This is a genomic window from Nocardioides sp. PD653-B2 (assembly GCF_002117935.1).
In the GTDB taxonomy this organism is placed as follows: Bacteria; Actinomycetota; Actinomycetes; order Propionibacteriales; family Nocardioidaceae; genus Nocardioides.
Genome location: NZ_BDJE01000016.1, coordinates 182,330 through 194,447 on the forward strand (window position 1 = coordinate 182,330; position 12,118 = coordinate 194,447).

Annotated in this window: 12 protein-coding genes and 1 rRNA gene; 2 read left to right on the forward strand and 11 right to left on the reverse strand. The window is 73.7% G+C overall.

The annotated features are described in order from the left end of the window. Positions 1-2 precede the first annotated feature (2 nt). Positions 3-593, reverse strand: a complete 591-nt coding sequence (locus tag PD653B2_RS07985) for an NUDIX domain-containing protein (protein ID WP_085871796.1) — start codon at positions 591-593, stop codon at positions 3-5. 23 nt (positions 594-616) lie between these two features. Here PD653B2_RS07985 and PD653B2_RS07990 point away from each other — a divergent pair, with 23 nt between their 5' ends. Then, a complete protein-coding gene (locus tag PD653B2_RS07990) occupies positions 617-1,672 on the forward strand; it encodes a hypothetical protein (RefSeq protein WP_085871797.1) in 1,056 nt (351 codons plus the stop codon). A 4-nt stretch (positions 1,673-1,676) separates the two neighbouring features. Here PD653B2_RS07990 and PD653B2_RS07995 read toward each other — a convergent pair whose 3' ends face one another. The 8 genes from PD653B2_RS07995 to PD653B2_RS08030 are packed head-to-tail and all read right to left on the reverse strand — an operon-like array spanning position 1,677 to position 10,223. Then, on the reverse strand, positions 1,677-3,371 hold the full coding sequence (locus PD653B2_RS07995) for a CTP synthase (protein ID WP_085871798.1): 1,695 nt from the start codon (positions 3,369-3,371) through the stop codon (positions 1,677-1,679). Positions 3,372-3,382: 11 nt separating this feature from the next. Then, entirely contained in the window at positions 3,383-4,249 is an 867-nt protein-coding gene (locus PD653B2_RS08000) for a copper transporter (protein ID WP_165763382.1), read from the reverse strand. Further along, positions 4,246-5,463: a putative cytokinetic ring protein SteA gene (steA, locus tag PD653B2_RS08005; RefSeq protein WP_207559423.1), complete on the reverse strand. Its 1,218-nt coding sequence runs from the start codon at positions 5,461-5,463 to the stop codon at positions 4,246-4,248. The genes PD653B2_RS08000 and steA overlap by 4 nt, the downstream gene beginning before the upstream one ends. A 56-nt stretch (positions 5,464-5,519) precedes the next feature. Next, the gene (gene recN, locus PD653B2_RS08010; RefSeq protein ID WP_085871800.1) at positions 5,520-7,214 is read right to left on the reverse strand and encodes a DNA repair protein RecN; all 1,695 of its coding nucleotides are present in this window, start codon (positions 7,212-7,214) and stop codon (positions 5,520-5,522) included. After that, positions 7,207-8,166, reverse strand: a complete 960-nt coding sequence (locus PD653B2_RS08015) for an NAD kinase (RefSeq protein WP_207559424.1) — start codon at positions 8,164-8,166, stop codon at positions 7,207-7,209. The genes recN and PD653B2_RS08015 overlap by 8 nt, the downstream gene beginning before the upstream one ends. Next, the gene (locus PD653B2_RS08020) at positions 8,163-9,002 is read right to left on the reverse strand and encodes a TlyA family RNA methyltransferase (RefSeq protein ID WP_085871801.1); all 840 of its coding nucleotides are present in this window, start codon (positions 9,000-9,002) and stop codon (positions 8,163-8,165) included. The genes PD653B2_RS08015 and PD653B2_RS08020 overlap by 4 nt, the downstream gene beginning before the upstream one ends. After that, complete coding sequence (locus tag PD653B2_RS08025; protein WP_085871802.1) at positions 9,002-9,214, reverse strand: hypothetical protein; 213 nt, start codon at positions 9,212-9,214, stop codon at positions 9,002-9,004. The genes PD653B2_RS08020 and PD653B2_RS08025 overlap by 1 nt, the downstream gene beginning before the upstream one ends. Positions 9,215-9,224: 10 nt before the next feature. Next, positions 9,225-10,223: an HAD-IIA family hydrolase gene (locus tag PD653B2_RS08030; protein WP_242665189.1), complete on the reverse strand. Its 999-nt coding sequence runs from the start codon at positions 10,221-10,223 to the stop codon at positions 9,225-9,227. 47 nt (positions 10,224-10,270) lie between these two features. Between PD653B2_RS08030 and PD653B2_RS08035 the strand changes: the two genes are divergently transcribed. Then, positions 10,271-11,386: a DUF1015 family protein gene (locus PD653B2_RS08035; RefSeq protein WP_165763383.1), complete on the forward strand. Its 1,116-nt coding sequence runs from the start codon at positions 10,271-10,273 to the stop codon at positions 11,384-11,386. Here PD653B2_RS08035 and PD653B2_RS08040 read toward each other — a convergent pair. Beyond that, positions 11,361-11,744 carry a single-stranded DNA-binding protein gene (locus PD653B2_RS08040; protein WP_085871804.1) on the reverse strand — a complete coding sequence of 128 codons (384 nt, stop codon included), beginning with the start codon at positions 11,742-11,744 and terminating at the stop codon, positions 11,361-11,363. The genes PD653B2_RS08035 and PD653B2_RS08040 overlap by 26 nt on opposite strands. 162 nt (positions 11,745-11,906) lie before the next feature. Continuing rightward, a 5S ribosomal RNA gene (rrf, locus tag PD653B2_RS08045) occupies positions 11,907-12,023 on the reverse strand. Positions 12,024-12,118 lie beyond the last annotated feature (95 nt).

Genomic DNA, 12,118 nt, shown 5'->3' on the forward strand with positions numbered 1-12,118 from the left:
GGTCAGCCCACCAGCCCGCGCGCCTGGGCCGTGAGCAGGGCGATCACGAGGTGCGCGTCCTGCAGCCGTCCGGCCAGCACCGCGTCGCGCAGCTCGTCGAGCGGCACCCAGCCGGTCTGCATCTCGGCCTCCTCGTGCTCGGGCTCGAAGTCGCCGCGGTCGACCGGGCTGAGGCCGCGAGCCAGGAAGTAGTGGCCGACCTCCTGGGAGATGCCCGGCGAGGAGTACGTCGAGACGAGGTGCGTCCAGTCGGTCGCCGCCAGCCCGGCCTCCTCGACCAGCTCGCGGCGCGCCACCTCGAGCGGCTCCTCACCGTCGACGTCGCACAGGCCGGCCGGGAGCTGGACGAGCGTCCGCCCCACCGCGTGCCGGTACTGCCACAGGCAGAAGGCGCGCTCCCGGTCGTCCACGGCGAGGATCACCGCGGCGCCGGGGTGCTCGAGCACCAGCCGCGAGAACGGCTCCTCCTCGGGATGCCCCGGCCGACGGATACGGTCGTCACGGAGCTTGACGACCCACCCTCCCTCGTAGGCGTAGCCGCTGTCGGCGACCGGCCACTCCTCGGGGACGTCGGCGAGCTCAGGGGTCGACATGCGCGCGACGGTACCGTGGCCCGATGGCTCTCGGACGCAGGCATCTCGGCATCGCCGTCACGGCACTGGCTCTCGCGGTCACGACGCTGCTCCCGGTGCCACCCGCCGGCGCCTTGGACCCGCCGCTGAGCGGCCCGTTCCTGATCGCCACCGAGCGTGGCGGGATCTACCGCGTCGAGATCCGCTACCCGCACCACAGCGAGCGCGTCCTCTCGGCGCGGGCCTTCCTCGAGCCCCACGTCGCCCCGACGGGACGCATCCTCTTCGCGAAGTACCGCGGCCTGTCCGGCAACCGGGTGAAGGTGCTGGTCGGCGGCGACGGCGACACCCACGTGCTGGCCGACGACATCAGCCACTGCGTCGACGAGCAGGCGATCTCGTACGACGGGGAGCTCGCGACGTACGCCGACCCCGGCGAAGGGGACTCGGCCTGCGCCGCCGCCGACGTCGTCCACCTGGTCACGATCGACACCGACGCCCGGCTCGACCTGCCCGCGCCGCCCCGCAGCAACTGGTTCGGCGCCGACCCGCAGTTCTCCCGCGACGGCTCCCACGTCGCGCTCCTCGGCCGCGGCGGGGGCGCCCAGGTCCTCTGGTTGTACGACACCGCGACCGGCGAGCGGGTGCGCCAGCTCTCCGGCTACCGCCCGACGGACCTGCCCGCCGCCGACGGTGCGATCGTGGTCCGCCGGCACCCCGACGGCGAGGAGAGCGGCCGCCGTTGCCAGCTGTTCACCGTGCCCGTGTCGCCCGACGAGCCGCTGTCCTGCTGGGATCCGGAGCTCAGGCTCACCCTCGAGCAGGCGGACGGCATCACCGCCAGCCCCGACGGGAGCACGCTCGCCTGGATCCGGCGCGACCGGGGCTTCCACATCGTCCTGGCGCCGGTCGGCGACGTCGCCGACCGGCGCGACCTCGGCACGTCACGCACCGGGCCGGGCATGCCCACGCCCGTGTGGATCTCGGACCGGTTCCTGGCGACCCACAGCCCGGAGGAGGACGCGCGCGCCGTACGCCGGGTCAGCGACGGCAAGCCGGTCCGCGGCCCGATCCCGGTGTTCGCCGGGTGGACCCGCTGACGGGTCAGTCCTCGCCGGGTCCCGGCTCGCGGCGCAGCCCGCTCTCGTCGATCGGGAAGCGCAGCTCCTTCTGCCGCTCGATGGCCGCACCGACCAGGCCGGCGAAGAGCGGGTGCGGACGCGTCGGGCGCGACCGCAGCTCCGGGTGGGCCTGGGTCGAGACGTAGTAGGGGTGCACGTCGCGCGGCAGCTCGACGAACTCGACCAGGTTGTTGTCCGGGGACGTCCCGGAGAAGACCAGGCCGGCCGCCTCGAGCTGCTCGCGGTAGTGGTTGTTGACCTCGTAACGGTGCCGGTGCCGCTCCTCGATGAGGGCCTCGCCGTACGCCGCGCGGGTCACCGAGCCCTCCTTGAGCGCCGCGGGGTAGAGCCCGAGCCGCATGGTGCCGCCCAGGTCGCCGGCGCCCTCGACGTACTCGAGCTGCTCGTTCATGGTCGCGATCACCGGCTCGGGCGTGTCCGGGTCGAACTCGGTGGAGCCGGCCTTCTCCAGGCCGACGACCTGGCGGGAGTACTCGATCACCATGCACTGCAGGCCCAGGCACAGGCCGAGGGTCGGGATGCCGTGGGTGCGCGCGTAGGTCAGCGCGCCCAGCTTGCCCTCGATGCCGCGGACGCCGAAGCCACCGGGCACGCAGACCGCGTCGACGTCCTGCAGGTTGCGGGCCGCCCCGGCCGGGGTCTGGCACTCGTCGGAGGCGATCCAGCGGATGTTGACCTTCGCCTCGTGGGCGAAGCCGCCGGCGCGCAACGCCTCGCCCACCGAGAGGTACGCGTCGGGGAGGTCGATGTACTTGCCGACCAGCGCGACCGTGACCTCCTCCTTGGGGTGGTGCACGCGTCGGAGCAGGTCGTCCCAGACCGTCCAGTCGACGTCGCGGAAGGGCAGGTCGAGGCGGCGCACGAGGTAGGCGTCGAGGCCCTCGCGGTGCAGCACCTTCGGGATGTCGTAGATGGACGGCGCGTCGGCTGCGGTGACCACGGCCTCCTGGTCGACGTCACACATCAGCGAGATCTTGCGTTTGATGGAGTCGGGCAGCTCCCGGTCGGCGCGGCACACGACCGCGTCGGGCTGGATGCCGACCTGCCGCAGGGCGGCCACCGAGTGCTGGGTGGGCTTGGTCTTCAGCTCGCCGGACGGGCCGATGTAGGGCACCAGCGAGACGTGCAGGAAGAAGACGTTGCCGCGGCCGATGTCGTGGCGCACCTGGCGGGCGGCCTCGAGGAACGGCAGCGACTCGATGTCACCGACCGTGCCGCCGACCTCGGTGATCACCACGTCGACCCCGGGACCACCCATGGCGAGGATGCGTTCCTTGATCTCGTTGGTGATGTGCGGGATCACCTGCACGGTGTCGCCGAGGTAGTCGCCGCGGCGCTCCTTGGCGATCACGCTCGAGTAGACCTGCCCCGTCGTCACGTTGGCGATCTGGCCGAGGTCGGTGTCGAGGAACCGCTCGTAGTGGCCGATGTCGAGGTCGGTCTCGGCGCCGTCGTTGGTCACGAAGACCTCGCCGTGCTGGAACGGGTTCATCGTCCCGGGATCCACGTTCAGATAGGGATCCAGCTTCTGCATGGTCACGCGGAGACCGCGCGCCTTCAGCAGGCTCCCGAGGCTGGATGCCGTGAGGCCCTTGCCGAGCGAGGAGGCGACGCCTCCGGTGACGAATACGTGCTTGGTGGGGCTGCCGTTGCTCACGGAACTCCATCCTACTTCAGTGGGACCGGTCCGTCGGACCCCGACGCACCGAACGAGCCCCCGGGGACGGACAGCGAGCGGATCAGGGCCAGCACGGCGGTCACCTGGCCGAGCGGGGTGTCGGCCCCGTCCACGGTCGCGACCTCGTCGGCCGCGGGCTCCGCACGCAGGGCCGAGAGATCGCCGGCGGGGGTCGCGGAGGCGGCGTCACCGGCCACCACGACCCCGGTCGCCTTGGCGGCCAGCCCCGACACCAGGCCCGACAGGATCGCCGGGTCGATCTCGTCACCGAGCACGACCAGCACGGTCGGGGCGCGGCCCGCGGTGTCGGGAGAGGCCAGCAGCTCGGCGCCCGCCAGGCTCTGGCGGATCGAGTCGGCCTCCGAGCTCGGCAGGTCGTCGTCCGCGACGGCGAGACCCAGGAGCTGGCCCAGCCGCTCGTAGGTCGGCGCGTCCGCGGTGACCGCGCCCGAGCCGAGCTGGGTCATCAGCTGGCTGCCCAGCGCGTCCACCAGCGACTTCTTGGACCCGTCGACGAGCGTCGGCTGCACGTCGTAGCTGCTGGCGACGGTGCCGCCGGCGGCTTCGACCTGGGCGCCCAGCGCGCTCACGACGGCGCCGTCGGCGCCGGGCATCGTCAGCACGGAGACCGGGTGGCCGCGCAGCCCGGCGGCGTACAGCGTCGCCGCCGACGCGGCGGCGAAGTCGTCGCCGTACGACGCGGTGCGCGCCGCCGTGCGCTGCTCGCGGGTGGTCGCCGAGGCGGGCCTGTCGTCGCGGCCCAGGTCGCTGAGCGGTCCGCCGCCGAGGGCGACGCCGATCGCGAGGGCCAGGAAGACGGCCACGAGGGAGACGATGTGGTGGCGGTACGAGATCACGAGAAGAGTCCTTGGGCGAAGCCGGTCACGGTGTCGAGGAGGTCGTCGAGCCCGGCGGTGAGCGAGTCGGCCCACTCCTGCCCGACCGGGGTCACGGCGATGGCGGCGGCGAGGGCGACCAGGCCGGCGAGCATCACCAGCATCAGGTGCCGGGGGCGCACCCGACCGGAGTAGAGGTACGGGACCGCGGCGGCGTCGACCAGCCGCGGCCCGACCTTGAGCCGGGTCAGGTAGGTGCTGGCCAGGCCCGACCGCTGGCTGTCGAGGAACTCGTCGAGCGTGGCGTGCATCCCCACGCCGACGATCACGGCGGCCTCGGACGTGTCGGCCAGGATCAGGGCGACGTCCTCAGGGGTGGCCCCGGACTCGAAGCGCAGCGGACGGACCCCCGTCCGTTCGAGCTGGTCGACCGCGGACCGGCCGGCGCCCCGGTCGAGGCGGACGACGACGTCGCGGGCGGCGCGCAGGGTCTTCGCGTGCGGCATCTCGGACTCGTCGGCGGTCGCGTCGACCACCACGACGTCGGGCCGCAGGCCGGCCGCGCGGAGGACGTCGGCGCCGCGCCCGACGCCGATCAGGACCGGGTGCTGTTCGCGCACGAACACCTGGATGCGCTCGAGCTCGGACTCGAACTCGTGGCCGCGCACGACCACCACCACCGGGCGACCGGCCACCCGGGTCGCGAGGCGGGGCACGCCGCGACCGTGCAGCAGCAGGTCCTCCTCACGACGGAGGAACTCGGTGGTGTTGTGGGTGAAGGTCTCGAGCTGGGTCGCCAGACCGGTCCGCGCGCGGGCCATCTCGGCGCGGACCGTCTCCGGGTCGACCTCGCGGCCGGTCGCCACGGGCGTGTCGCCGGCATAGACGACGCCGTCGTGGACCCGCACCGTGCCGCCGTCGGCGATGGCCCCGAGGCCGTCGGGTCCGACCCCGTCGACGACCAGGATCCCGGCGTCGACGAGCACCTCCGGGCCGAGGTTCGGGTAGCGACCGGAGATCATCGCGGACGCGTTCACCACGGCGGCCACGTCGGCGTCGACGAGGGCCTGGGCGCTCGCGCGGTCCAGGTCCAGGTGGTCGAGCACGGCGATGTCGCCGGGGCGCAGCCGGGGCAGCAGCACCCGGGTCCGTCGTTCGACGCGTGCGGTCCCGACGATGCCGGGCTGGTCCAGCGCGGGGCGCTGTCGTACGGGCATCCTCATGACCGGTCCCATGCTTCCAGCCTGCCTCGGTCGTTTCCGGCAACGACCGGAGCCGGGCGCGTCGGCCGTCAGCCGCCCGCGCGGGCCTCCTGCGCGACGTCCAGCAGCTCGCGGGCGTGCGCCAGCGCGGTGTCGGAGTCGGCCAGTCCGGCCAGCATCCGAGACAGCTCGCGCTCGCGCTGCTCGTCGTCGAGCACGGTCAGCCCGGAGCTGGTCACGGTGCCGTCGGAGGACTTCTCCACGACGACGTGCCGGTCGGCGTACGCCGCCACCTGGGGCAGGTGGGTCACCACGAGCACCTGGGCCGTGCGGGCCAGCCGCGCGAGCCGGCGGCCCACCTCGACCGCGGCCGCTCCCCCGACGCCGGCGTCGACCTCGTCGAAGACGAACGTCGGGACCGGGCTGGTGCCGGCGAGCGCGACCTCGAGGGCGAGCATCACCCGGGAGAGCTCGCCGCCGGAGGCGCCCTTGGTGAGCGGGCGCGGGTCGGAGCCGGTGTTGGCGGCCAGCATCAGCTCGACCTCGTCCGCGCCGGATGCGGTGAACCGGTCCGCGGGTCGCACGTCCACGGTGAGCCGGGCGTGCGGCATCGCGAGCAGGGCGAGCTCGGTGGTGACCTCCCCACCGAGCCGTGCGGCTGCTTCGGTCCGGGCAGCCGACAACGCCGCGGCGGCCTCCTGCCGCTCCCGCCGGAGCACGTCCTGCTCGGCGCGCAGCTCCTCGATCCGCTCGTCGGTGTGGTCGAGGTCGAGCAGCCGGGTGGACGAACGCTCCGCCCAGGCCAGCACCTCGTCGATCGTGGCGCCGTACTTGCGGGTCAGCGCCGTCAGCGCCGCCCGACGGTCGGAGACCGCGGCGAGGCGGGCCGGGTCGGTGTCGATCCGGGCGGCGTACGACGCGACGTCGGCGGCCAGGTCGGACAGCAGGTAGGTGATCTCGGCCAGCCGGTCGGCCAGCTCCCCGGCCTCGGCGTCGTGCTCGCGGACGCCGTCCAGCAGGGTGCGCGCCGCCGAGGTGGCCGCCAGGGCGTCCGGGTCGCCCTGCTCGCTCGAGAGGGCCTCCCGGGCCTGCTCGGCGGCGGTGCGCAGGGTGTCGGCGTAGCCCAGGCGGGACTCCTCCGCCGCGAGCGCGGTGTCCTCCCCCGGCTCCGGGGCCACGGCCTCGACCTCACCGAGCCCGAAGCGCAGCAGGTCGGCCTCCTGGGCCCGCTCACGGGCGCTGGCGACGACCTCCTCGAGCTCACGCTCGGTGGCCTCCAGGCGGCGGTGCAGGTCGGCGTACGTCGAGAGCAGGCCCGCGAGCGCCGGGCCTCCGAAGCGGTCGAGCGCCTCGCGCTGGGCGCGGGCCTGGAGCAGCCGGTGCTGGTCGGACTGCCCGTGCACGGCGACCAGCGGCTCGGCGACCTCGGCGAGGGACGAGACCGGGACGGACGCCCCGCCCACGAACGCGCGCGAGCGGCCCTCGGCCGAGACGTTGCGGGCCAGCACCACCCGGTCGTCCTCCACCACGCCGCCGGCGTCCTCGACCGTCTCGGCGAAGCGGGCCAGGTCGCCGACGTGCACGACGCCCTCCACGCGAGCGGTCTTCGCGCCGGTGCGGACGGCGCCGGTGTCGGCCCTCCCGCCCAGCAGCAGCCCGAGCGCGGTGACGATCATCGTCTTGCCGGCGCCGGTCTCACCCGTGATCACCGTGAGTCCGGGGCCGAGCTCGAGGGTCGACGACTCGATGACCCCGAGCGAGGTGATCCGGATCTCCTCAAGCATCGGTCTCCTCGGCCAGCCGCCGGCGGCGCTCGGTGGATCCGCGCCAGCCCTCGACGGGCAGCCCGAACTTCGCGACCAGCCGGTCGGTGAACGGCGCCTCGTGCAGCCGGATCAGCCGCACCGGCGAGGCACCGCGGCGGACCTCGATCCGGGCGCCGGGCGGCAGGTCGACCGAGCGGCGCCCGTCGCACCACAGCACACCGGCCCCCTCGGTGCGAGCCAGCACCTCGACCGCGAGCACCGAGGTCGGCGCCACCACGAGCGGACGGGCGAAGAGCGCGTGGGCGCTGATCGGGACCATCAGCAGCGCCTCGACCCCCGGCCACACGACCGGACCACCGGCGCTGAAGTTGTAGGCCGTGGAGCCGGTCGGCGTCGCGCAGACGACGCCGTCGCAGCCCCACCGGGAGAGCGGTCGGCCGTCGACCTCGACGACGACCTCGAGCATCCGCTGGCGGGCGGCCTTCTCGACACTGGCCTCGTTGAGCGCCCAGGTCTGGTAGACCATCTCGCCGTCGCGGTGGACCGTCACGTCGAGCGTGAGCCGGTCCTCGGAGGTGTAGCGGCGGTGCACGATGGCGTCGATCGTCGACTCGAGGTCGTCGTACTCCGCCTCGGCGAGGAAGCCGACGTGGCCGAGGTTGACCCCCAGCACCGGGGCGCCGGTGTCTCGGGTGATCTCCGCGGCCCGCAGGATGGTCCCGTCGCCGCCGATCACGAGCACCAGCTCGCAGTCGACGCTGGCGGCGCTCTCGGCGGCCACGACCTCGATCGACTGTCCGACGCTCGGCTCCAGGCCGAGGTCCGCGGCCTCCTTGGCCAGCAGCCGGACGACGAGCCCGTGGGCGGTCAGGGCCTTGGCGAACGCGCGCGCGACGTCGCGCGCCTCGTCGCGCCCGGTGTGCGCGATCATCAGCACGCGACGGGTCGAGGTGGGGTCGGTGCTCGTCACGGGTCCACCCTCTCACCCGCCGCCCCCGGGGGCGCGGCACTGCGCACCGCGGTGTGGATGGACTCCTCGTCGAGGGTCGCCGGACCGCGCCGGAGCCACAGGAAGAACTCGACGTTGCCGGACGGGCCGGGCAGCGGGCTGGTGGCCACCTGGCGGGCGCCCCAGCCCCGGGCGGCGGCCGCCGCCGCCACGCCCGCGACGGTCTCGGCGCGCAGCGCCGGGTCCCGGACGACCCCGCCCTTGCCGAGGCGGTCCTTGCCCACCTCGAACTGTGGCTTCACCATCAGGGCGAGGTCGCCGTCCGGCGCCGTCACCCCGAGCAGTGCGTCCAGCACCAGCGCGAGCGAGATGAACGACAGGTCGCCGACCACCACGTCCACCGGCCCGCCGATGAGCTCGGGCGTCAGCTCGCGGACGTTCATCCGGTCGTGCACCACGACCCGCTCGTCCTGCTGGAGCCGCCAGGCCAGCTGTCCGTAGCCGACGTCGACGGCGACCACCTGGGCGGCGCCGTGGCGCAGCAGCACGTCGGTGAACCCGCCGGTCGAGGCACCGGCGTCGAGACACCGCCGACCGGCGACCACGAAGCCCTCGGGCTCGAACGCCGCCAGCGCACCGGCCAGCTTGTGCCCGCCCCGTGAGACGTAGTCGGGCCGGTCGGGGTCCTCGACCACCCGGATCGCGAGATCGGTCGTCACCCCGGTCGCCGGCTTGGTCGCCACGGCACCGGAGACCCGCACCCGCCCCTGCTCGATCAACTCGCTGGCGTGGTCGCGCGAGCGGGCCAGTCCCCGGCGGACCAGCTCGGCGTCGAGGCGCAGCCGTCGTGGTGGCATCAGGACGGGTCGGCAGGCGTGTCCAGCGCTCGGCGCAGCTGGTCGTGGGCGGTCTCGAACACGCCCACGTGCTCCTCGATCGGACGGTCCTCGAGCTCCTCGACGGCCGCGATCACCTCGTCGACCTCCGGCACGTCGGTGCGCACCCGCTCGGGCTCCGGGTCCTCGAAGTCCGGCACGTCCGGTCCGGGGAAGTCGGCGTCCTCTGTCATGGCTCCGAGGCTACCGCCCGGGCACCTCGACACCCGACAGGTCCACGGTCTCCCCGGTGGCGTCGAGGTGGGCCCAGGCCGCGCTCGCCGCGACCCGCCACCAGTCGTCCGGCTCGCCCGACCCGCCCACGTCGAGCCGGCCACCGCCGACCGTCGCGCGCCAGCCGCCCAGCTCGAAGGCCCCGTCGTCCTCGGACGGCGCCCGCTGCGCGGCCAGGAGGCCCGCCAGGTCGGGTGCCACGAACGTCGGGCGCAGCTCCTTCGTCGCCGCGACCAGGTCCTCCAGGCCGGTGACCCCGGTGAGCACCAGCAGCGAGTCGTAGCCGGCCCGCTGCGCGCCCTCGATGTCGGTGTCGAGGCGGTCGCCGACCATCAGCGGTCGACGCCCGCCCACCCGGCGCACCGTCTCGTCGAGCAGCGGCCGCTCCGGCTTGCCGGCCACGACCGGGTCGACCCCGGTGAACGAGCGCAGCATCTCGACCAGCACCCCGTGCCCCGGAGCCACGCCGAAGGCCGCGGGGAAGGTCAGGTCGGTGTTGCTGGCCACCCACGGCAGCCCGTCGCGGACCCGCACCGCCGCGCGCATGATGTCGCCCCACGGGACCTGGGGGCCGTAGCCGGTCACGATCGCGGCGGCGTCGTCCTCCACCCCCACGGGCACCAGGCCGTCCTCCTCGAGAGCGTCCTGGAGCCCCTCCGCGCCCAGGCAGACCACCCGTGCGCCCGCGCCGTACCGGTCGACGAGCACCCTCGCGGCAGCCTGCGCCGACGTCACCACGTCGGCGGCCTCCGCCTCCACACCGAGCTCGGTGAGGTGCGCGGCGACCACCCCGGGCGGGCGGGAGGCGTTGTTGGTGATGAACGCGAGCCGCATCCCCTGCTCGCGCGCCGACGCCAGGTGGGCGGGCGCGCCCGGGACCGCCGCACCACCGACGTAGACGACCCCGTCGAGGTCCAGCATGGCCAGGTCATAGGCCCGACACAGGGCCTCGTCGGACGAGCCGAGCACAGATGCCTCCTCAGGGACCGGGCGTGGTGGCACCCTACGATGCTCCGATGGACGTCGACGCCGTGGTCACCCCTCCACGGGTGTCCCGACCTCTGCGACTCCTCCCCTTTCGCGGCCTGTCCCTGGCCGCCACCCGGATCGGTGACGCGGCGTCGGCCCGGGCCTTCGCCCGTCCGTACGGCGACGTGGGCGAACGGTTCCGGCGTCTCGAAGGCCGGGGGCAGGTCATCCACGACGACACCCCCGCCCTCTACCTCCACGAGTACGCCGCGGGCGGGATCATCGTGCGCGGGCTGGTCGGCGCGCTCGACATCTCCCGACCCGCAGCGACGTGGGAGGACGTCGCGGTGCTGCCGCACGAGGGCATCCACCCCGCCCAGGCGGACGAGCTGGCGCACCGGATGGCGCAGATGGAGCTCAACCCGGCACCGATCCTGCTCGTGCACCGCGGTCCGGCGCGGGCGCGCGACCTGCTCGAGCAGGTGCAGACCCGCACGCCGTACCTCGACTTCACCGATCGCGGCCGCCAGCAGCACCGCGTCTGGGCGATCCGCGACCCGGCCGAGCTGGCGACCCTCGAGGCGGCCCTGGCTCCGTGCCGGGCGCTGATCGCCGACGGCCACCACCGGTTCGCGGCGTACCACCGGCTGCGGCAGGACGACCCCGGCCCCGGCACCGACCTCGGCCTCGCCATGCTGGTCGACCAGACCGACACGCCGCTCTTCCTCGGCGCGATCCACCGCGTGCTGGGCGGGGTCACCCTGGACGCCCTGCGCGAGACCTCACGAGCGGCCTTCGACGAGACGACCGCCGAGGCAGCCGTCGCCGCCCTGCGACCCGATGTCCTGGCCGCCACCGACGGCCGGCGCTGGGCCACCCTCCGCCTCACCCTGGCCACCGACCAGGCTGCGGTCGAGGTCCTGCACGAGGAGCTGATCCCCCTCCTGAAGCGAGCGCCGCGCACGATCGGACACCATCACACCGTCGAGGACGCCCTCGCAGCCGTCGCCCGGCGCCCCGGCGTGGCGGTCCTGATGCCCGCGCCCGACTTCGGCCTGGTCGTGCGGATCGCCGCGGCGGCCAGGTTGCTCCCGGAGAAGGCCACGTCGTTCCAGCCGAAACCGAGCGTGGGGGTCCTCATCCGCTCCCTGCGCGACGGATGACCCGTCCGGACGCCATCTCCACCTCCACCCGTGAAGCCACCGAGCCTCCGGTCCGGAAGAACCGTCGTCGCAGGGCTCCGCTCACCTCGACCACGTCGCCGAGCGACCACGAGCTCACCGATCGGCGCGCCCGGCCGGACCAGGCCACGCACTCGAGCGCGTCGACGCTCTGACGGGCCCGCGCCGCGGCCTCGGTCCGGCCGACGACGACCCGGAACGTCCAGAGCGCATCCCCGCTCGGGAGCACGCGCTCCTCGGGCGCCTGCGAGAGCCGGCCGACCAAGCGCACCTCGTTGGCGGTCTCCCGGTCGGCACCCGCCGACGACTTCACGGTGCTTCGTGTCTTCTGTGCAGCCATGGCACATCACCTCCGCGAGCAAATCTCGCGGGCGCCACGGACAGGTGGGCGGGCCACGAACCCACCCTGTGAAGATCGTGGCACCACCGCCTCCTGTGGACGGAAAAGGGCGCGCAAATGCAAGTAGGGCCACCCCACAGGGGTGGCCCTACTCGAATAGTTGTCCGGCGGCGTCCTACTCTCCCACAGCCTCTCGGTTGCAGTACCATCGGCGCTGAAAGGCTTAACTTCCGGGTTCGGGATGGGACCGGGTGTTTCCCTTTCGCTATGGCCGCCGTAACTCTAGCGGTTACCAATCACCTGGAGTCTTCACAGATGTCGGAACCAAGCATATTCAGTTAGATCATTCAAGATCTGGATTCGTGGACGCGAAC